General features: G+C 72.7%; 23 protein-coding genes. 5 read left to right on the forward strand and 18 right to left on the reverse strand.

Translation table 11 applies throughout. From position 1 onward, the window contains the following. From BLW04_RS14710 to BLW04_RS14725, 4 genes are all read right to left on the reverse strand, one after another. The coding region (locus BLW04_RS14710; protein WP_139306710.1) for a transposase at positions 1 to 277 on the reverse strand (277 nt) is incomplete at its 3' end. Between the two features lie 46 nt (positions 278 to 323). Continuing rightward, on the reverse strand, positions 324 to 1139 hold the full coding sequence (locus BLW04_RS14715) for an ABC transporter permease (protein WP_091542666.1): 816 nt from the start codon (positions 1137 to 1139) through the stop codon (positions 324 to 326). Next, positions 1139 to 1978 (reverse strand): ABC transporter permease, encoded by an 840-nt coding sequence (locus tag BLW04_RS14720; protein WP_217631050.1) that lies wholly within the window; start codon positions 1976 to 1978, stop codon positions 1139 to 1141. Before BLW04_RS14720 ends, BLW04_RS14715 begins: the two co-directional genes overlap by 1 nt. After that, the gene (locus BLW04_RS14725; protein WP_091542670.1) at positions 1975 to 3003 is read right to left on the reverse strand and encodes an ABC transporter ATP-binding protein; all 1029 of its coding nucleotides are present in this window, start codon (positions 3001 to 3003) and stop codon (positions 1975 to 1977) included. Before BLW04_RS14725 ends, BLW04_RS14720 begins: the two co-directional genes overlap by 4 nt. Positions 3004 to 3131: 128 nt before the next feature. On the opposite strand from BLW04_RS14725, the gene BLW04_RS14730 reads away from it, so the two are divergent. Further along, a complete protein-coding gene (locus BLW04_RS14730; RefSeq protein WP_091542673.1) occupies positions 3132 to 3782 on the forward strand; it encodes a DUF6518 family protein in 651 nt (216 codons plus the stop codon). Positions 3783 to 3901: 119 nt separating this feature from the next. Here BLW04_RS14730 and BLW04_RS29185 read toward each other — a convergent pair whose 3' ends face one another. Genes BLW04_RS29185 through BLW04_RS14760 form a run of 7 tightly spaced genes read right to left on the reverse strand, consistent with a single transcriptional unit; the run spans position 3902 to position 10378 of the window. After that, positions 3902 to 4033, reverse strand: a complete 132-nt coding sequence (locus BLW04_RS29185; RefSeq protein ID WP_256375484.1) for a hypothetical protein — start codon at positions 4031 to 4033, stop codon at positions 3902 to 3904. A gap of 3 nt (positions 4034 to 4036) precedes the next feature. After that, positions 4037 to 4756, reverse strand: a complete 720-nt coding sequence (locus BLW04_RS14735; RefSeq protein WP_091542677.1) for a GntR family transcriptional regulator — start codon at positions 4754 to 4756, stop codon at positions 4037 to 4039. Continuing rightward, complete coding sequence (locus BLW04_RS14740) at positions 4753 to 5814, reverse strand: ABC transporter ATP-binding protein (protein ID WP_091542680.1); 1062 nt, start codon at positions 5812 to 5814, stop codon at positions 4753 to 4755. Before BLW04_RS14740 ends, BLW04_RS14735 begins: the two co-directional genes overlap by 4 nt. Then, positions 5811 to 6875 (reverse strand): ABC transporter ATP-binding protein, encoded by a 1065-nt coding sequence (locus tag BLW04_RS14745; RefSeq protein WP_254781575.1) that lies wholly within the window; start codon positions 6873 to 6875, stop codon positions 5811 to 5813. Before BLW04_RS14745 ends, BLW04_RS14740 begins: the two co-directional genes overlap by 4 nt. Next, a complete protein-coding gene (locus tag BLW04_RS14750; protein WP_217631051.1) occupies positions 6872 to 7813 on the reverse strand; it encodes an ABC transporter permease in 942 nt (313 codons plus the stop codon). Before BLW04_RS14750 ends, BLW04_RS14745 begins: the two co-directional genes overlap by 4 nt. Next, positions 7810 to 8766 carry an ABC transporter permease gene (locus BLW04_RS14755; RefSeq protein WP_091542687.1) on the reverse strand — a complete coding sequence of 319 codons (957 nt, stop codon included), beginning with the start codon at positions 8764 to 8766 and terminating at the stop codon, positions 7810 to 7812. The genes BLW04_RS14750 and BLW04_RS14755 overlap by 4 nt, the downstream gene beginning before the upstream one ends. 7 nt (positions 8767 to 8773) lie before the next feature. Further along, positions 8774 to 10378 (reverse strand): ABC transporter substrate-binding protein, encoded by a 1605-nt coding sequence (locus BLW04_RS14760; protein ID WP_091542691.1) that lies wholly within the window; start codon positions 10376 to 10378, stop codon positions 8774 to 8776. A 216-nt stretch (positions 10379 to 10594) separates the two neighbouring features. Between BLW04_RS14760 and BLW04_RS14765 the strand changes: the two genes are divergently transcribed. Continuing rightward, positions 10595 to 10804 (forward strand): hypothetical protein, encoded by a 210-nt coding sequence (locus BLW04_RS14765; RefSeq protein WP_091542847.1) that lies wholly within the window; start codon positions 10595 to 10597, stop codon positions 10802 to 10804. A gap of 28 nt (positions 10805 to 10832) precedes the next feature. On the opposite strand, the gene BLW04_RS14770 is transcribed toward BLW04_RS14765, so the two are convergent. From BLW04_RS14770 to BLW04_RS14780, 3 genes are all read right to left on the reverse strand, one after another. Next, positions 10833 to 11390: a hypothetical protein gene (locus BLW04_RS14770; RefSeq protein ID WP_091542694.1), complete on the reverse strand. Its 558-nt coding sequence runs from the start codon at positions 11388 to 11390 to the stop codon at positions 10833 to 10835. Positions 11391 to 11473: 83 nt separating this feature from the next. Beyond that, positions 11474 to 12361, reverse strand: a complete 888-nt coding sequence (locus tag BLW04_RS29320; protein ID WP_139306854.1) for a CARDB domain-containing protein — start codon at positions 12359 to 12361, stop codon at positions 11474 to 11476. Between the two features lie 12 nt (positions 12362 to 12373). Further along, positions 12374 to 13540 (reverse strand): PPC domain-containing protein, encoded by a 1167-nt coding sequence (locus BLW04_RS14780; protein ID WP_139306855.1) that lies wholly within the window; start codon positions 13538 to 13540, stop codon positions 12374 to 12376. Between the two features lie 314 nt (positions 13541 to 13854). Here BLW04_RS14780 and BLW04_RS14785 point away from each other — a divergent pair, with 314 nt between their 5' ends. Both BLW04_RS14785 and BLW04_RS14790 read left to right on the forward strand, forming a co-directional pair. Beyond that, positions 13855 to 14865 carry an alcohol dehydrogenase catalytic domain-containing protein gene (locus tag BLW04_RS14785; protein WP_091542704.1) on the forward strand — a complete coding sequence of 337 codons (1011 nt, stop codon included), beginning with the start codon at positions 13855 to 13857 and terminating at the stop codon, positions 14863 to 14865. A 40-nt stretch (positions 14866 to 14905) separates the two neighbouring features. After that, positions 14906 to 16144 (forward strand): MFS transporter, encoded by a 1239-nt coding sequence (locus BLW04_RS14790; protein WP_091542707.1) that lies wholly within the window; start codon positions 14906 to 14908, stop codon positions 16142 to 16144. Here the strand turns inward: BLW04_RS14790 and BLW04_RS14795 are convergent. Further along, complete coding sequence (locus BLW04_RS14795) at positions 16086 to 16643, reverse strand: DUF2269 family protein (protein WP_091542711.1); 558 nt, start codon at positions 16641 to 16643, stop codon at positions 16086 to 16088. The genes BLW04_RS14790 and BLW04_RS14795 overlap by 59 nt on opposite strands. A gap of 51 nt (positions 16644 to 16694) precedes the next feature. Between BLW04_RS14795 and BLW04_RS14800 the strand changes: the two genes are divergently transcribed. Continuing rightward, positions 16695 to 17126 (forward strand): MarR family winged helix-turn-helix transcriptional regulator, encoded by a 432-nt coding sequence (locus tag BLW04_RS14800; protein ID WP_091542714.1) that lies wholly within the window; start codon positions 16695 to 16697, stop codon positions 17124 to 17126. A 38-nt stretch (positions 17127 to 17164) separates the two neighbouring features. Here BLW04_RS14800 and BLW04_RS14805 read toward each other — a convergent pair whose 3' ends face one another. Genes BLW04_RS14805 through BLW04_RS14815 form a run of 3 tightly spaced genes read right to left on the reverse strand, consistent with a single transcriptional unit; the run spans position 17165 to position 19387 of the window. Next, positions 17165 to 17671, reverse strand: a complete 507-nt coding sequence (locus tag BLW04_RS14805; RefSeq protein WP_139306856.1) for a GNAT family N-acetyltransferase — start codon at positions 17669 to 17671, stop codon at positions 17165 to 17167. Then, entirely contained in the window at positions 17671 to 18936 is a 1266-nt protein-coding gene (locus BLW04_RS14810; RefSeq protein ID WP_254781577.1) for an RNA polymerase sigma factor, read from the reverse strand. The genes BLW04_RS14805 and BLW04_RS14810 overlap by 1 nt, the downstream gene beginning before the upstream one ends. A gap of 28 nt (positions 18937 to 18964) precedes the next feature. After that, positions 18965 to 19387 carry a YciI family protein gene (locus BLW04_RS14815; protein WP_091542721.1) on the reverse strand — a complete coding sequence of 141 codons (423 nt, stop codon included), beginning with the start codon at positions 19385 to 19387 and terminating at the stop codon, positions 18965 to 18967. Positions 19388 to 19565 lie beyond the last annotated feature (178 nt).

A 19565-nucleotide genomic window follows, 5' to 3' on the forward strand; every position in this document is an offset into this window, starting at 1 on the left:
GCTGCTCATCGCGCTCAGGGGCTGCGGCGCGCACCGCGGCGAACATCCGCACGTAGGTGCCGTCGTCAGACCAGCGACGGTGGCGTTCCCACACCGATTGCCACGCGCCGAAGTGATCGGGCAGGTCACGCCACGGCGACCCGGTGCGGTACCGCCAGATGATCGCCTCGAGCGTCAGTCGGTGGTCATTCCACGGCCGGCCCTGATGACCGCCGGCAGGCAGCACCGGCTGGATCAACTCCCACAACTCGTCCGGGATCTCGTCGGTACGCAACATTCGTCCAGCGTCGCCCACCAACCCGCCAATCTTTGGCAGACACGCTCTAGGCCGACGCCCCGCTGTAGTGGCGCAGGCCCACCCGCCACAGCACCCGGGTGAGCACGGACAGCGCGACGGTGAAGGCCGCCGCACCCAGCAGCAGCCAGCCCGACGCCCGCCCGGTCAGCGCCTCCGCCGGGACGGTGATGGCAAAGGCCAGCGGCACCAGGAAGGTGAACCCGATCCGCAGCCAGCCGGGATAGACGCTCACCGGCCAGCGGCCGGCCTGGTACATGCCGTCGAAGAGCTCGACCAGGCTGTCGACCCGGACGATCCAGAAGGCGCCGATGGTCAGCAGCAGCCAGAACGAGTAGATGGTGACCGCACCCAGCACCAGCGCGGTCAGGAAGCCGAGCACCTCGATCACGCTCACCGGGCGATCCAGCCGGACGACGGCGACGGCCACCAGAACCGCGCCGAGCACGACGTCGATGGCCTGCCAGAGCTCGAACCGGCGAGCGCTGACCAGCAGCTGCCCGTCCGCGGGCTTGGTGAGGACGAAGTCCAGCGTGCCCTGCTGCACGTCCTCCATGAGCTGCTGCATGTTGGGCTGGATGACCGACCGGATCACCCCGCCCATCAGCACGTAGACGCCCATCACCACGAGCAGCTCCTCGCCCGACCAGCCGCCGAGGGCGTCGGTGTGGGAGAACACCAGCCCGAGCACGGCCAGCGAGGTGGCCACGGCGACCACCGACTGCAGCACGCTGAACACGACGTTGGCCCGGTACTGCAGCTCGGTCTGCACGCCCATCCGCAGGAAGGTGGCGACCAGCCGCAGCGCCTGTGCGTCCCTGGGTGCTCTGGACGGCGCGGCCATCAGTTCCCCACCGCCGAGTAGCGCCGGATCCCGAACCGCCAGACGACGGCGACCAGCAGCGCCCCGATCGCCGTCCAGACCGCTTGCAGGCCCAGCCCGGTCCACAGCTCACCGGTGCTCAGGTCGCCGGCGAGCACCTCGATCGGGAAGCCGAAGGTGTACTGGAACGGCGTCCAGTCCGCGATCGTCATCGCCCAGCCCGGCAGCAGCGCCAGCGGCAGCAGCCGGCCCGACAGCAGCAGCTCGGCGGTGAAGTACAACTCGTAGAGGGCGCTGACCCGCGTCGTCCAGAAAGTGACCATGCCCAGCGCCCACAGCAGCATCGACCGGATCAGATAGGCGCCCCAGATCGCGACCAGGAAGACCAGCAACTCGAGCGCCGAGACGTCGAAGGTCGGCCGGAAGACCAGCGACAGGACGGCGGCGATCGGCACCCACAGCAGGATGACCACGAACTTCCAGCCGGCGAAGTAGGCGAGGTCGTAGTGGATCGGGTGCACCGGGCGGACGAGCATCCCGGACAGCTCACCCTTGCGGATCCGCCCCTCCCAGCCGTACGGCGTGAAGACGATGTTCATGTTCCGGACCAGCGTCCAGACGATGTAGTACGCGGCGAATTCTCCCGCGGTGATGCCCTCGACGGAGCCGCCCTGCGCCTCGGCGACGGCCGACCACACCACCAGGTAGATCACCGGCTCGGCGATCATCCCGACCATGTAGAGGTAGTTCGCCGTCCGGTACTGGAACTGGGTCTGCACCGCGGTGCGCATGACGACCGCGTAGAATCCGGCCAGCCCGGTCAGCCGGCGCCGCTCCCCCGCGCGCGCCACCTGGGTCATCGGGCGCCCACCGCGGAGCGGTCGGCGAAGACCTGCTCGATGACGTCCTCGATGGGCGGGTCCTCGATGGTCAGGTCGGACACCTGGTGGTCGGCCAGCAGCCGGGCGGCCACCGCGCCCGCCTGCGTCTTGGGCACCCGCAGGCTGGTGCGGCCGTCCGGCGTGGACTCGAGAACCTCGCCGTAACCGGACAGGTCGGCCCCACCCTCGGGCAGGCCGACGGTGATCGTCTGGTGCGCGGAGAACCGGGTGGTGAGCGCACGCAGGCCGCCGTCGTAGAGCACCTGGCCGGCGTCGATCACGACCACCCGGTTGCACAGCGCCTGGACATCGGCCATGTAGTGGCTGGTCAGCAGGATCGAGGCGCCGGTGCGCCGGTTGTACTCGGCGAGGAAGGCGCGGATCCGCTTCTGCGCGGTGACGTCCAGGCCGATGGTGGGCTCGTCGAGGAACAGCACCTGCGGGCGGTGCAGGAGGGCGGCGGCAGTCTCGGCCTTCATCCGCTCGCCGAGGGACAGGTTGCGCACCGGCTTGCGCACCAGGTCGCCGATCTCGAGCAGCTCGACGAGCTCATCGCGGTTGCGGCGGAACTCGGCCTCGGGGATCCGGTAGACCGCGCGGTTCATCTCGAAGGAGTCCAGCGCGGGAATGTCCCACTGCAGCTGGTTGCGGTTGCCCATCACCAGGGTGATGCGGCGGAGGAACTCCCGCTCCCGGCGGGCCGGCGTGTGCCCGAGGACGGCGATCTCGCCGGAACTGGGGTGCAGCAGCCCGGAGAGCATCTTCAGCGTGGTGGTCTTCCCGGCCCCGTTCGCGCCCAGGAAGCCGACCACCTCGCCGGGGGCCACGTCGAAGGACACCCCGGCGACCGCGTCGACGTCGCGGTGCGCACGCTTGATCAGGCTGCGCACCGAGGCCCGCAGGCCGGCCTCCCGCTCAGCCACCCGGAAGGTCTTGCGCAGCTCGCGCACCCGGATCGCCGGCTGACCGCCGCTGCCCGGACCGTTGCCCCCGTCGTCGTCCACGCGCGGGACCCTATCCGCGGAAGGTGCCGCTGCCGTACCGATTTCACGGTGTCCGCTCCCCCACTGCGCGCTCCGGTTCTGCCACGCTGCAGCGGGCGCGGCCCCGGCCGCCGAACAGGGGGACGCCGGTGGACGTGCAGCAACCGGTGCATCGCGGCGCCTGGGTGACCCGCGTCGGCAGCCCGGCCGGGCTGGCGGCCGCGCTGGCCGGTGGCCTGGCGACCGGCAGCTTCGGCGCGTGGGCGTACCACGACGACCTGCTCCGGCCGTTGGCACACCGTTTCGGCCTCTGGGTGCTGCTGGTGGCGCTGCTCAGCGCCCGGCAGCCGGCCCGGACCGCGATCGCCCGGTCGGTGCTGGGCCTGGCCACCGCGGTGCTCGCGTTCTACGTCGGCAAGCAGGTCATGTACGGCATCGACTACCCGGGCATGCCGTACGCGCTGAATTTCTCCGTCATCGCGGAGTGGCTGGTGCTCGCGGCGGTGGCCGGCAGCCTTCTCGGCTGGGCCTTCCACTCCATCGGCCGGGACGGCCGCCGCGGCGCGCCGGCCACCGCCGCCGCGGTCGGGCTGCTGGTCGCCGACGCGTTCCGGCGCAGCACCAACTACGCGACCGACGGCAGGGTGCTGGTGCCGTTTGCCGCGCTGGCCGTCGTGCTCGTGCTTGCGGTGGGCGTGCGCTCCCTGCGGCAGCTGGCCGGAACCGCGGTGTGGGCGCTGCCCATACCGCCCTGGGTCTGCTGCTCGTCTCCGGACCCGATCTCCTCGAGCAGCTGCTGATCACCGGGGATCTCTGACCGGCCGGGGATGGGCGGGCCGGGCTCCCCGCCGCACCAGCGCCTCCTCGGCGAGCTGCCGGGCGGCCACCAGCACGGCCGAGTCGGCGCCCAGGGCGGCCGTCAGTCCAGCGCCCGGGTGAACACGTCGTCCGGCGCCCCGCGGGTGACCGGTTGCTGCAGCGCGGCGGACTGGTCGCCCAGCACGAGTGCGCCCAGCAACTGGACCCGGTCGGCCCCGATCGGTGCCGCCACGGGTTACCGGTCCGATCGACCCGTGTTCCCGACCGCCTCGACGCAGTGCTCCGCCCCACCGAGGGCGGCGGCTGCCGCGGCGTCGACATGTTGTGCCGCGGCGAGCTCCGCGGCCTCTCCGTCGCCGGTCGAGATTGCTTCCACCAGGGTGACGTGCTCGGTCCACGAGTGCGGCGCCCGGTCGGCCGCGGTCAGCCGGAACACCCATTGGACGTGCCGGTACATCGGCGCGGACAGGGCCACGAGCCACCGGTTGCCGCCGACCTCGATGATCCGGCGGTGCAGCGCACTGTTGAGCTCGGCAAGCAGCCGCAGGTCGCCCGCCTCGGTCGCGCGGCGGCCATCGTCCAGCAGTCGCCACAGCCCCTCGACATCGGCGCGCCCGGCCCGCTCCGCGGCCAGCCGGGCGGCGAGCCCCTCCCACTGACGCCGGACCAGGAACATGTCCCGCATGGTGGTCTCGTCCGGTGTCGCCACGACGACGCCGCGACGGGGCAGCTGGTACACGAACCCCTCGGCCTCCATGACCCGCAGGGCCTCCCTCACCGGATTGCGGGAGACCCCGAAGTCCGCGGCCAGACGATCCTCGGTGAGCCGTTCGCCGGGCGCGTAGCCACCGTCGACGATGCGATCCCGGAGCTCCTCCAGCACCTGGTCGCGGAGCGAGGTGTGCCGCGCCCCGATCGTCCCGGCCGACCAGGGCGCGGGATCCGCCTCGGTCATCGCGGGAGGGTCTCCGAGCTCGTCGAGGTCTCGACGAGCCGCACGTCCGGGCCGGTGCCGTCGTCGTGGACCAGGTGACAGGCGACCTGCCGGCCGGCGATCAGCCGGAGGGCCGGTACCTCGGTGACACACCGCTCGACCGCGACCGGGCAGCGGGTGTTGAACCGGCAGCCCGGAGGTGGGTCGATCGGCGAGGGGATGTCCCCGCGCAGCAGCACCCGCTGACGGGCGCGTTGCTCGCGGGGGTTGGCCAACGGAGCGGCCGACAAGAGGGCCTGCGTGTAGGGCATCTTCGGATCGCCGAAGATCCGCTCCCGGGGGCCCTGCTCGACCAGTTGCCCCAGGTACATCACCGCCACGTCATCGGCGAGGTACTCCACCGCGGACAGGTCATGGGTGATGAACAGGCAGGCGAAGCCCATGTCCCGCTGTAGGTCGGCCAGCAGGTTCAACACCGACGCCTGCACCGAGACGTCCAGGGCGCTGGTGGGTTCGTCGGCGACGAGCAACGTCGGTGAGGACACCAGGGCACGGGCGATGCTGACCCGCTGTCGCTGACCGCCGGACATCTCGTGCGGGTACCGCTCTGCGACCTGTCGGCGCAACCCGACGTTCTCCAGTGCCTCTGCCACCCGGTTGGCGCGCTCGCGGCGCGAGTGGCCCAGGCGGAGCAGTCGCAGCGGCTCGCCCACGATGTCTCCCACGGTCAGCCGCGGGTCCAGGGAGCTCGCCGGGTCCTGGAAGACGATCGACACGTCCCGCCGGTGCGGCCGCAGCCGGCGCCTGCTCAGGGCGGTGACGTCGGTGCCGGCCAGCCGCACCGTGCCCGACGTCGGTTCCAGCAGGCGGACGACGCAGCGCCCGACCGTCGACTTGCCCGATCCGCTCTCACCCACGAGAGCCATCACCCGACCGCGTTCGACTCGCAGGGACACCCCGTCGACGGCCCGCACCGGGCCGAAGTGCATAACCAGGTCCTCGAGCTCCAGAGCCGGGGCGCTTTCCGGCGTCGGGTCGCCGGACGGCGTCCCCGGCAGCGCTGCGCTCGATGTGCTCATCGGTCCTCCTCCGACCCGGCCGGGTGCCAGCAGGCGAACCGGTGCACCGTCCTCCCCGGGTTCTCCTCGGGCGCGAGTGGCGGCCGCGAGGTGCGGCATCGGTCACTGGCGGCCGGGCACCGCTCCGCGAAGGTGCACGCGTCGGGCTGGACGGTGAGCACCGGCACCAGCCCCGGGATCTCCTGGAGCCGTCCGTCGCTGGCGCGCCGGCCGGCGGTCGGCACCGCACCCAGCAGCCCCGTCGTGTAGTGGTGCTGCGGTGCGTCGAACAGCTCCTGGGTGGGTGCTGTCTCGACGATGCGGCCCGCATACATGACGACGACCCGGTCGGCGATGTCGGCCACCACTCCGAGGTCGTGGGTGATCAGGACGATCGCCGTGCCCAGCCGCTTCCCGAGGTCGCGCAGGAGGTCCAGGATCGCCGCCTGCACCGTCACGTCCAGTGCGGTGGTGGGCTCGTCGGCGATGAGGACTTTCGGACCGCAGGCCAGGGCCATCGCGATCATCACCCGCTGGCGCATGCCGCCGGAGAGCTGGTGGGGGTACTCGTCCACCCGTCGGGCCGGTGAGGGAATGCCGACGAGCGTCAGGAGCTCGACCGCTCGGCTCTTCGCCGCTCGCGCCGACACTCCCTGGTGCAGGCGCAGCACCTCGACGATCTGCCGGCCGACGGTGAAGACGGGGTTCAGCGAGGTCATCGGCTCCTGGAAGATGTAGGCGAGGTCGTCGCCGCGGATGCCTCGCAACTGCCTGTCCGAGGCACCGACGAGCTCGGTGCCCTCGAGCAGCACGGAGCCGGTCACCGTCGCGCTGCGGGGCAGCAGTCCGCCCAGGCTCATGGCAGTGACGCTCTTTCCACAGCCGGACTCCCCGACGACGGCCAGCACCTCACCCGCCTCGACGTCGAAGGAGACAGAGTCCACCGCCGAGACGGACCCCTCCTCGGTCCGGAAGGTGACCGACAGGTCGCGGACCGACAGCACTGGCCGGCCGGTGCTCGCTGCAGCTGCGTTCTTCCCGCCGCCTGTCTGTGGTTGCGAGCCGAGCATCGAAGCGCTCACCGGCGTGATCCCCTCGGGTCCAGGGCATCGCGCAGGGCGTCGCCGAACAAGTTGAAACCGAGCGTGACCACGACGATCGCCAGACCCGGGACGATGGCCGTCCACGGCGCCCGGGCGGCGTACTGCTGTGCTTCGGCGAGCATGGTGCCCAGGCTCGGGTCGGGGGGCTGGATGCCCAGGCCCAGGAAGGAGAGCACCGCCTCGCCGAGGATGGCCACCGGGATCGCCACCGTGGCCTGCACGATGACCGCGGACAAGGCGTTGGGCAGGATGTGCCGGGCCAGCACCGACAGGTCGCCGGCGCCGTCCACGACGGACGCCGCGACGAAGTCGAGCTCCTTGAGCCGCAGCGTCTCCGAACGGACCACGCGGATCATCCCCGGGATCTGGGAGATGCCGATCGCCAGCGCGGCGTTGCCCAGACTGGCACCGCGGATGGCCGCCAGGCCAACCGCCAGGATCAGGAACGGAAAGGCCAGCATCAGGTCGGTGAAGCGCGAGATCACCGCATCCAGGGCCCGGAAGTAACCCGCGGCCAGCCCGAGCGGCACGCCCACCGCCAGGGCCACCACCACAGCCAGCACGCCGACCTCCAGGGAGGCCCGCAGCCCGAAGAGGATCCGGGACAGCAGGTCCCGGCCCAGATCGTCGGTCCCCAACCCGAAACCGACCGTCCCGGGCGGCTGGAACGGGGCGTCGAAGTGCACCGCTGCCGGCGAGTAGGGCGCCAGCAGCGGCGCCAGCAGTGCAGTCGCGATCGAGATCGCCAGGATCAGGGCGCCGACCACCCCCAGGGGGTTGCGCCTCAGTCGCCGCCACACCCGGCCCCGGCGCGGCGCAGTCTCCCCGCCGGGCGGGGTCCCCATGGTCGCCAGGCCGGCGACCGACGGCTCGACCGTCGGGGTCTCGGGGGGCGTGGTCCCACTGGTCTGCGTCACGAGGGCACCCCAGCCAGTCGGATGCGGGGGTCGATCAGCGAGTAGGTCAGGTCGACCAGGAAGTTGATCACGATGTATGCAGTGGCGGTCACGAGCACCACACCCTGGATGACGGGGTAGTCGCGCTGGAAAACCGCGTCCAGGGTCATCTTGCCGAAGCCGGGCAGGCCGAAGATGCGCTCGGTCACCACCGCCCCGGAGATCAGGCCACCCAACTGCAGTCCGAGGATCGTGACCACGACGACGAGGCTGTTGCGCAGCGCGTGCACGCCGATGACCGTTTGGGGCCCCAGACCCTTCGCGCGCGCTGTGCGGATGTAGTCCGCGCCCAGTGCCTCCAGCATCGACGAGCGGGTCTGCCGCATCACCACCGCCGCCAGCCCCGTACCGAGCACCACCGCCGGCAGCACGAGGTGGTGCAGGTTCGAGATCGGGTCCTCGAAGAAGGACACGAAACCCGAGGCGGGGAACAGGCCGGTCGCGACCGACAGGTACAGGATGGCCATCAGGCCGAGCCAGAAGTTGGGAATCGACAGCCCCAGCAGTGCCAGGGCGTTCGCTGCCCACTCGGCGGGTCGCCCCCGCCGTACCGCCGCCACCACCCCGGCGCCCACGCCGATCACGATCGCCACGCCCAGGGCGAGGGCGGACAGCTCGATCGTGACCGGCAGGGCACTGGCCAGCATGTCGGTGACCGGGATGTTAGTCCGGGTGGACCTCCCCAGGTCACCGGTCAGGCTCTTGCTGACGAAGCGCCAGTACTGCAGCAGCAGCGAGTCGTCGAAGCCGTACTTGGCTCGGATGGCCGCCAGGGACGCCGGGTCCCGCTCCTCGCCGGCGAAGGCGAGGGCGGGGTCGCCCGGCAGCGCACGTACTCCCAGGAAGACCACGATCGTGGCCAGCACCAGGGTGACCGCCGACTGCCACAGTCGGCTCAGGAGGTACGAGCGCACGACCGGATCACCCGGTCAGACCGGCGAAGGCGACCCGGAGGACGCCGTCCGGGAACACCTGGACGCCCGAGACGGTGTTCGAGACGCCGGTGAGGTTGCGCTGGCGGTACAGGTAGACGATCGGGGCCTCTTTCTGGATCAGCCCGACTGCCTGCCCGTACAGGTCGACCCGTTCGGCCATGTCCGTGGACCGGCGCGCCTGGTTCAGCAGGTCGTCCAACTCGGGGTTGCTGTACCCGGCGACGTTCTGGCCGCCCCCGGTGCCCAGGAAGTTGGTGATGTTGGCGTCGGGGTCCACGCGGCCGGACCAGCCCAGCTGGAGCACCTCGAAGTCGCCGCGGTCCTGCTGGTCCAGCAGCGAGGAGTACTCCACCGGCTCGATCTTCAGGTCGAAGCCGCCGTCGGCCACCACGGCCTGCAACGCCTGAGCCAGCCGCAGGCTGTCCGGGTTGTTGGAGGTGATCATCGTGACCGGGTAGGGCACCTGGACCCCGGCGTCTGCCAGCAGCTTCTTGGCCTTCTCCGGGTCGGCATCCGGGCACGCCTGCGCCGCGTCGCTGCTGAACTCGCTGTCCGGGCTGATCGGGGAGCACGCGGGAGCGTAGAGGCCGTTGAAGACGGTTTTGACCAGCGCCTCGCGGTCCACCGCGAACCCGAACGCCTGGCGGACCCGCGGGTCCTGGGCGATGGGTGTGTCGATGGTTCCCACCGGGGCGCCGATCCCGGCGACGTTCCCCACGTTGAACGTCACGCCCTGGTAGCCCAGCGAGTTGGACTCGAGCACTCGGAGGTCCTTGCTGTCGCGCAGCGCCGGCACGTCCTGCGTGGACAGCGTGTCAGCCACCTGCGCATCGCCGGACTTCAGGTTCGCGGCCCGGATGCTGGCGTCGGTGATGATCCGGTAGGTGATGTGGTCCAGGTGGACCTTGTCGGCGTCGTAGTAGTTGGGATCGCGCTCGACGTCGATCGAGTTCTGGGCGACCCGGTTGACGAACTTGAAGGGGCCGACGCACACCGGCGCGGTGGAGAAGTTCTCACCGAGGGCGTCCAGGGCGGCCGGGCTCATGATCATCCCGGCCCGGTCGGCGAGTGCCGCGGTCAGCGGGCCGAACGGCTCCTTGAGGTGCACCACCACCGTGGTCGCGTCCGGGGCATCGATCGACGTGATGGGCCCGAGTTCGCTGCGGCGACCGGAGGTCGGGAGGGAGAGGTGACGCTCCAGCGTCTTCTTCACCGCTGCGGCATCGAAGGGCGTGCCGTCGCCGAACTTCACGCCCTCCCGCACGGGGATCGTGACGGTGAGACCGTCGCCGGAGACGTCCGGCAGGTCGGTCGCCAGCTGCGGAACGATCTTCGTGTTCTCGTCCAGGTCGTAGAGCTTCTCGCACATGGTCGAGAACACGTACCGCGAGTAGAGCGAGCGCGACAGCGTCGGATCGAGTTGGTCCGGCTCGGCGGACAGCGCGACGGTGAGCGTCCCGCCGTCCTGCACCGCCCCGGCGTCGGCGGGCTCGCCGAAGGCGTCCGTCCCGGCATCCTTGGACGGGGCTGGAGCGTCCTGGACGGCCGAGCAGGCCACCAAGAGCGAGGTGGCCAGCGCGAGGCCTGCCATGGAGCGGGCACGTCCCCGCGTGTGCAGCGTGCGCGGTCGGCGGAGATGGGCCATGGAGGCTCCTCGATGAAGGGGATCGCGAGGGCCGGAACGTATCCTGTATACAGACCCGTGCGGAAGACCTTCCCGTCGACGAGCGGACCGGAGGCGACCAGCATCGGCGAGTCGGCTCGCGGAGATGGCGGGAACGCGGCGGACCGGGGTCAGACTCAGCGGGTGACGGACGACGGGACGCCGGCCATCTGCTCGGCCAAGGGCTGCTCGCGACCGGCCGCCTGGAGGGTGGTCTGGAACAACCCGAAGCTGCACGCGCCGGACCGGGAGAAGGTCTGGGCCGCCTGCGACGGGCACCGCGAGTTCCTGTCCCACCACCTGGCGATCCGCTCGTTCCTGCGCCGGGTGGAGTCGCTGATCCCGCCGTCCTGACGCCCCGCGAAGCCCGCCGGTCCGGCGGTCAGCCCTTCCGGACCACGACGTCGATCCGGGTCGCGGCCGAACCGCAGTCGTCGAGCTCCCGGATCCCCCACCGGCCGGTCAGCCCCGCCCCGGTGAAGTCCGACTCGGCGTCGCGGTCCTCGGTCTCCCCTTCGGTCAGGGTCAGCCCGGCGGCGGGGTAGGCGCTCTGCAGCTCGGCCAAGACGTCGGGCTCGGCCGCGGGCACCACCCCGGTGACGACGGTGCGCTCGCCGCTCCGCTCCTCGACGTCCACCACGACGGTGCCTTCCGGCAGCGGCGCCGTGAAGTCGGCGGGCAGCTCGACCGCCGTCGCCTGGGCCGGGCAGTCCACCGTCGCCGGGGTGCCGGCCTGGACCTGGCCCTCGGCGTCCGCATCGGCGTCCTCGTCGGCGTCGGCGTCCTCGTCGGCGTCCTCGGACTCGGACCCTGGGTCAGCCGCGGCGGAGCTGGCGGCCGCTGCGACGTCCGTGGTGTCGCCCTCGCCGCAGCCGGCCAGCACACCGGCGAGGACGAGCAGGGGCAGGACGGCGGCGGGCAGTCGGCGGGGACGCGACATCAGGAGTCCTCTCGGAAGGGGGGTCGGCAGATGAGGATGCCCGGGCCGGAGAACCGGCCCGGGCATCCTCGGGGACGGACAGGTCAGACGGTGCGGAAGGCCTTGTTGTTGCCCTCGTCCGACTCGGCGATCGTGCCTGCCGGGTCGACCACCGCGGTCACCGTGGTGCCCTTCTTGACCTTCGACCCCGACACCGACACCGACACGGTCTGGCTCTGGCCGGGGGCCAGGTCCACCGGCGCGCTCGTCCCCAGCAGCGACGAGCCGGCCGTGAAGGCAACCGTGACACCGGAGGCGGCCGCCTCCCCGCGGTTGGTCACGACCGCCGAGACCGTCGCCGTGTTCCCCTTCGTGGCCGCTGTGGGCGCGGCCACGGTGAGGTCCGGCTTCGGGTCGAAGGCCGCGAAGAGCCGGGGACCGGTGGTCTGGCGGGCGATCGTGGCCAGGGCGTCGTAGTTCTGGGCGCCGCCGGCCCGGGCGCAGGCCCCCGTGCAGCCGTCGGCGTACCCGACCAGCGGCCGGCCCTGCGGGTCCACGGTGACGTCCATGAAGTCCAGCAGGTTCCGGTCATCGCCGCAGGTGGTGCCGCCGGTGCAGATGGATCCGCGCTGCACCGGGTCGGTCGGGGTGGCGTCGACGGTCTGCCAGGTCTGGCCGCCGTCGATGGTCGTGGCGACGTAGAGGTGCCAGTCGCCGGTGAAGGTCGCCGCGTCCTGGTAGTTGCCACCGGTCGTGCTGCCCAGGAAGGTGAAAGCCGCCCGGTCGTCGTCGCCGGCCACCATGGCCGGGAAGACGACGTTCTGCACACCGAGCTGGGCGCCGACGTCCTGGCCGTCGACCCACGTCTCGCCGTGGTCGTGACTGACCGCGATGCGCGCGTGGCCGTCGGCGGCCTGGTAGCCGAAGTAGACGGTGCCGTTGCTCCCGATGCCGACCGAGGGGTCGGAGTCTCCCGGGGAGGAACCCGGCACCGGTCGCACGGCCTAGTGCAGCCCGTTGTCCTCGGAGACCGCGACGGCCTGGCCGGCGCCGCAGCCCTTGTTCGGCACGTACACGGTTCCGCTGACCGGGTCGACCTTCACGTGGCCGTGCAGGCCGCCGCACTGGGTCAGGTCGTAGATCGGCACCGCCGGCCCGTAGGTGAGCCCACCGTCGTGGCTGCTGGCGCACAGCGCGTCGGCGATGTCCTGCGAGCAGTAGTAGACGGCGTTCGGGTAGCTGGTCAGTGCGCCCACGCCGTTGTCGGCGAAGGGGCCGCCGCCGATGGTCTGGTGGTCGACGCCGCTGTTGATCCCCGCGCCGGTCGTCGGCGTCCAGGTGTCCCCGTCGTCGTCGGTGTAGCAGGTCAGCGCGGCCTTACCGGCCAACTGCGACTCGAACGTCCGGCCCGTGGTGCGGTCGGTGAACAGGATCGGGTCCAGGCTCGTGGTGCTGCCCTGCGGGCAGCCGTTGGCGGCGCTGGCGCTCTTGTCCTGCCAGCTGGCGCCCCCGGCGCCGAAGCCCACCCGGTAGGTCGACGTGTAGGCCTGGTACATCACCGCACCGGTGGTCGGGTCCACCCCGATCGAGGGCTCACCGGCGTTGTGTGCATCGGCGAGGGACTCCGGTGCGGCGTAGTTGGCGTAGCCGGGCGCCGGGAAGGTCGCCGGGGCCGGGTTGGCCGGCGGAGTGGTCAGCTGTGCCGTACCGGTGAACGACTCGCCGAGCGGAAGGTAGGGCACGACCCGCACGGTGTAGTCGCCGGTGTCCGGCGGCAGGACCACCTGCTCCGGGTCGGCCGAGGACGCCGAGGTCCCCACCACGTTGCCGGCGGCGTCGAGCACGTAGAGGTCGAAGTCCGCCGCAGTGTTCGGCCAGCTGATCGAGATCGAGAGCTGGTGGCCGGTGCCGTAGCCGGCGGGCGTGGCGACGTGCAGGGCGTAGTCGTCGCAGCTGGCCGGTACGTCGCACACCGGGTCGCCCGCGGCTCCGGTGACGTTGGGCACGGCGAACGGGCCGGCCGACCAGGTGGTCGTGGTGGCCTGATCGCCGACCGTGCCCGACATCGGGGATGCCGCGTCGGCGAAGGGCATGGACGCCGGGACCACCGTCACGGCCGCGGCAAGGGCAGCGACGACCGGTAGTCGCCGTTGCAACAGAACTTTCCTCATGTGGGCTCCACTCTCCCGCGCGCCGCCCAGCGGCGACGCATCCCTGATGACATCCCGGCGACGTCACCGACCGGCTCCAGCTCCGGTTGGCCGGCACAACGACGTCTGAGCGGGAAGGTTACGCACGGCGACCCCGCGTGCGCATGTCGTGTCCGGACGCGCCTGCGACGGCTTCCCCGGACCGCTCCCCCGCCCGACGCATCGATGGGTAGGGTCAGCAACGCACACGGGAGCCCGGGCGCGGGTTGAGAGCGCGGACGACCATCGCGGACCGTCCACCCGATCCGGGTCACACCGGCGGAGGGAGCTGCCCGATGCTCGCAGCGCGCTACCACGCAGCAGGCCGACCCCTGTCCCTGGACGACGTCCCGGTGCCGCAGCCGGGGTCCGACGAGGTGCGCGTGCGGGTCCGCGCGGCCGGGGTCTGCGGCACCGAACTGCACTTCACCGACGGCCTCTACGCCCCCTCGCGCGCGCCGATGACCCTGGGCCACGAGGCGGCCGGCACCGTCGACGCGGTCGGGTCCGCGGTTTCCGGCTGGGCCGAGGGCGACCGGGTGGCCGTCTACTACTACCTGTTCTGCGGCTCGTGCCGGTGGTGCCTGCGCGGGCGGCAGAACCTCTGTCTGGCCCCGCGCGGCGTGCTGGCGTTCGCCGCCGACGGCGCCTTCGCCGAGCAGCTCGTGGTGCCGGCACACTGCCTGGTCCGGCTGCCGGAGTCGGTCTCCTTCGAGGCCGCTGCGCCGCTGTGCTGCGCAGGCACCACCGCGGTGCACGCGCTGGCCGAGGCCGCGGTCGGGCCCGGCGAGGTGGTCGTCGTCCTGGGCACCGGCGGCGTGGGACTGGCCGTCGTCCAGGAGGCCCGCCGCCGCGGCGCCTCGGTCGTCGCCGTCAGCCGCGACCCCGGTCGGCGGGCCGCCGCCCTGACCGCCGGTGCGGTGGCGGCCATCCCCCCGGAGGATGCCGCGGACGCGGTGGCACGGCTGTCGGGGGGCCAGGGTGCCGACGCCGTTGTCGAGCTCGCCGGCGTGAGCGCCACCCTGGAGCTCGCCACCGGCCTGCTCGGGCGCCGCGGCCGGTTGGTGCTGGTCGGCTACAGCGCCGACCAGCTCACCGTCAGCCCACTGTCCCTGGTGGTGTCCGAGCAGCGGGTGCTGGCCAGCGTCGGCAGCACCCTCGCCGAACTGGAGACGGCGGTCGCGCTGGCGGTCGCCGGCTCCCTCACGCCGCCGGTCGCCGACGTGCTGCCGCTCAGCTCGGTCAACGAGGCGCTGGACCGTCTGCGCGCCGGCGACGTGGCCGGCCGCCTGGTCCTCCTGCCCTGAGCTGAGCTGCCGCCGCCGGCACCTGTCAGGATCGGCGTCCGTGCGACGACGCCCGCGGAGTTCCGACCTGCCCCGCGAGGTCGGCGTCCTGGCCGTCATCGCCTTCGTCGTGGCGCTGGGGTTCGGCATCGTTGCGCCGGCCATTCCGTTGTTCGCCCGCTCCTACGGCGTGGGGACGACGGCGGTCGGGCTGGCCGTCAGCGCCTTCGCCCTCTTCCGGTTCTCGTTCGCCTTCGCCGGCGGGTCGCTCGTCGAGCGGCTGGGTGAGCGCCTCGTGCTGACGGCCGGGCTGGTCATCGTGGCGGTCGGCACCGGGCTGGCCGGCCTCGCCGGGTCGTTCCCGGTGTTCCTCGCGCTACGCGCGGCCGGCGGCATCGGCAGCGCCATGTTCACCGTCGCCGCGCTCTCCCTGCTGCTGCGCACCGCACGGCCGGCCGAACGCGGCCGGGCCGCCGCCACCTACCAGGGCGGCTTCATCCTGGGCGGGATCGCCGGTCCGGCCGCCGGCGGCTTCCTCACCGAGGTCTCCCCCCGGCTGCCCTTCTTCCTCTACGCCGGGTTCCTGCTGGTGGCCGGGGCGGTGGCGCTGGTGCTCCTCCGCGACGGTGCCCGGCCGGCGCCTGCCGCGCCGCCGGCCCCAGTGGCCCCGGGCGCCGACCAGGCCGGCGGCACCGAGCCGACGGCCGCCGTGCCGACCACCGGGACCCCGACCGGCGGAGTGCGCGCGGCGCTGCGCTCCCCGGCCTACCGGGCCGCGTTGGTGGCCAACCTCGGGGTGGGCTGGATGCTCTTCGGCGTCCGGAACTCGCTGGTGCCGCTGTACGTGACCGAGGACCTGGGCAAGACCGCTGCCTGGGCCGGCGCGGGGCTGCTCGCCGGGTCCCTCGCCCAGGCCGTCGGCCTGCTGCGCGCCGGCCGGTGGTCCGACAGCTGGGGACGGCGGCCCTCGCTGGTGCTGGGTGCGGCGCTGACCACCGCGGCCACCGCCACCCTCGCGCTGCCGGCGCACACCGGGGTGTTCCTGCTGGCGATGGCGACGGTCGGGCTGGGCGCCTCGCTGCTGTCCAGCGTGCCCGCCGCGATCGTCGGGGACGTGAGCCCGCAGCGCGGCGGCCGGGTGGTCGCCGTCTTCTCCATGGTCGCCGACCTCGGGGCGGTCTCCGGGCCGCTGATCGCCGGCTACCTCACCGACGCGTTCTCCTTCCAGGTCGCGTTCGCGGTCAGCGCCGGGGTGCTGGCGCTGGGGCTGCTCGCCGCGCTGGGGATGCCCCGCCGCTGACCTGCCGCCGGCGGCCGCGCAGCCGGCCGAACGGCTTGTAGACCGGCAGCGCCACGGTGGTTCCCAGCACTCCCGACGCAGCACCGGCGTCGCGCACCAGCTCCAGCCGTTGGGCCGTCGGCAGCACGTCACCGGCCGTGGCGGCCTGCGCGGCGGCGCCGAGCGCCGGGGTGAGGACGACGACCGCCAGGACCGCGCCGGCGCCGGTCAGCGCGAGCTTGACCGCCACCCACCAGTGGCGCAGCAGCCCCCACGGGGTGAGCGCGCCCAGCACCACCCCGGTGACCAGCGCGACCAGGGCGAGTGGCACGAGGAGCGCGCCGCCGAGCAGGTCGGCCGCCGGGTAGACCGTGCGCGGATCGCTCCCCCGCGCCCCGGCCACGCCGAGCACGGCGACCGTGGCGTCGACGCCCAGCAGGCCCACCGACCCGGCGACGTGCACGGTCAGCAGCAGCTTCCGCCAGCGGGGCGGAAGGCGGCGAGGCGCCGAACTGGCCATGTATCGAACGATAGATGCCTAACAGTTCGACGTCTATGCGACGATGCCCGAGTGCCCGCGCCCCGCGACGTCCCGCTCGGCCTGCTGGTGACCCGCACCGCCAAGGCGCTGAGCCGGGCCTTCGACGACGCGCTGGTCGCCGCAGGCGGGTCGACCCCCGCCTGGCTGGTGCTGCTGTCCTTGAAGGCCGGCAGTTCCCGCACCCAGGCAGAGTTGGCCGCCGCGGTCGGCGTCCGGCAGCCGACGCTGACCCACCACCTGGCCGGTCTGGAACGCGCCGGGCTGGTCATCCGCACCCGCGACCCGGACAACCGGCGCGTGCAGCAGGTGGCGCTCACCCCGGCCGGGGAGGGGCTCTTCCGCGAGCTCCGGGTCGCCGCGGGAGTGTTCGACCGGCAGCTGCGCGCCGGGCTGTCCGAGGCCGACGCAGCCGAGCTGCGCCGGCTGCTCGGCCGGCTGGCCGACAATGCCGGGCCACGCTGAGCCGGCCGCCTCCACCCCGCTCGGTACGGCAGCAGCCCTCAGCGGAGACGCACGTAGGCGACGGTGGGCCAGGTCTCGCCCTTGATGGCGCGGGTCTGGTCCCGCGCAGGGTCGCGGCGGAAACCGGCGCGCTCGGCAACCCGGCGCGAAGCGGTGTTCGCCGCGTGCGCCCACAGCCGCAGCTTCCGCAGGTCCAGGTGCTCGAACGCCGCAGCGGCCAGCAGTTCCAGCGCACGGGTAGCCACGCCACGCCCACGAGCAGCGGCCGCGATCCAGTACGAGACGTCGCCGACGTCGTCCGCCCGATCCAGGGCGAGATTGCCCAGCCGTTGCCCCGACGCCCGGTCGGCGACCAGGTAGGCCAGCCGCTCCGGGTGGACGGCCAGCGCGGAGATGGCCGCGGCGACGTCCTCGGCGGTCAGGGTCGGCGGATCGGTCGTGAAGCGCTGCACCTCTGGGTCCATGGTGCACTCGACGTACCAGGGCGCGTCCTGGAGGGTCCACGGCCGGAGAGTCACCACTGCGTCGTGGAGCTCGACAGGCATCACGACAGGTCCGCTCCGTCGGCGCAGTCGGCGGCCCGGCCGAGCAGCAACAGCCGCTCCCGCTCGTTGCGGGTCAGCGCAGCCGCCCGCTCGAACTCCGCCCGGGCCTCGGCCGGCCGGCCGAGCTTGGCGAGCAGGTCGCCGCGGACGCTGGGCAGCAGGTGGTACCCGCGCAGCGCCGGGATGTCGGTGAGCCGGTCGGCCAGGGCCAGTCCGGCGGCCGGGCCGTAGGCCATCGACACGGCGACCGCCCGGTTGAGCTCCACCACCGGGGAGGGCGCCAGCTCGGCGAGCGCCTCGTAGAGGGCGGCGATCCGCACCCAGTCGGTGTCCTCCGCCGTCCGGGCGCGGGCGTGGCAGGCGGCGATGGCGGCCTGGAGTGCGTAGGACCCGTGCGCGTTCCCGGCCCGTTCGGCGCGGTCCAGGGCGGCCAGGCCGCGGCCGATGAGCACCCGGTCCCAGCGGCCGCGGTCCTGGTCGAGCAGCAGCACCGGCACTCCGTCGGGACCGGTGCGGGCCCGCAGCCGACTCGCCTGGACCTCCATGAGCGCCACCAGGCCGTGCACCTCGGCCTCGCCGGGGGCCAGCTCGGCGAGCACCCGGCCGAGCCGGAGGGCCTCGGCACACAGGTCGGGGCGGGTCCAGTCGGCGCCGGCGGTGGCCGAGTACCCCTCGTTGAACACCAGGTAGAGAACCTCGAGCACCGAGGACAGCCGGGCGGTGAAGCCGGCACCCGCCGGCACCTCGAACGGCACCCGCGCGGCGGTGAGGGTCCGCTTGGCCCGCACGATCCGCTGCGCCACGGTCGATTCGGCGGTGAGGAAGGCCCGGGCGATCTCGGCGGTGCTCAGGCCGCCGACCAGGCGCAGCGTCAGGGCGACCCGGGCCTCCCGGGAGAGCACCGGGTGGCAGGCGATGAACACCAGCCGCAGGACGTCGTCCTCGACCACCTCGTCGAGCGCGGCCGCCCAGTCCGGCTCGGCGGCCTGCTCCAGCGACCGGCCGAGCTGGGCGGTCTTGTCGGCCAGCCGCCGGCCGCGGCGGAAGGTGTCGATCGCCCGGTGACTGGCGGTCGCCATCAGCCACGCCCCCGGCTTGGCGGGCACACCGGTGTCCGGCCACTGTTCCAGTGCGGCCACCAGCGCGTCCTGGGCCAGCTCCTCGGCCAGCCCGACGTCGCCGGCGGCCCGGGTGAGGGCGGCGACGAGCCGGGCGGACTCCATCCGCCACACCGCGTCCACCACCCGATGGACGTCGGCCGTCACCACTCCTCCCCGGTCGCCAGGCCGCCGCTCAGGCCCGCTGCTGCTCGGCGACGGTGGCGCGCAGCCGGTTCTCCGCCTCGATCTGCTCGGGCGTCGCGGTGGTGAAGTCCTCGGCCTCGAACACCCGGCGGATCTCCACCTCGCCCTCCCGGAACGGCGCCTTCCGAACCCACTCGAGGACCTCCTCGCGGGAGGAGACCTGCAGGAGCCAGAAGCCGGCCACCAGCTCCTTGGTCTCGGCGAACGGGCCGTCGACCACTGTCGCGTCGTTGGCGGCGTCGAACCGCACCCGAGCGCCCGACGAGCTGGGGTGCAGCCCCTCCGCGGCGAGCAGGACACCGGCCTTCACCAGCTCCTCGTTGTAGGCGCCCATCGCGCTGAGCTCCTCGGTCGACGGCAGGTCGCCGCGCTCGGACGCCTCGCTGGCCTTGACGATCACCATGAACCGCATCGTTGTCTCCTCCTCGGATGGCGGGGGTCGTGGTGCCGATCATGGTGACCGGCGCAACCCGCGCTCTGCTGACACGTCGAACGGGCAACGCGCGGATCGACACGGTCACGGGAATTTCTCCGCGGCTGGTCCGCCGTTGCCATCGTCACGTTCGGCCTCCGGACGGAATGGCGCCGGT

It is taken from the genome of Modestobacter sp. DSM 44400, assembly GCF_900107175.1.
Classification (GTDB): domain Bacteria; phylum Actinomycetota; class Actinomycetes; order Mycobacteriales; family Geodermatophilaceae; genus Modestobacter.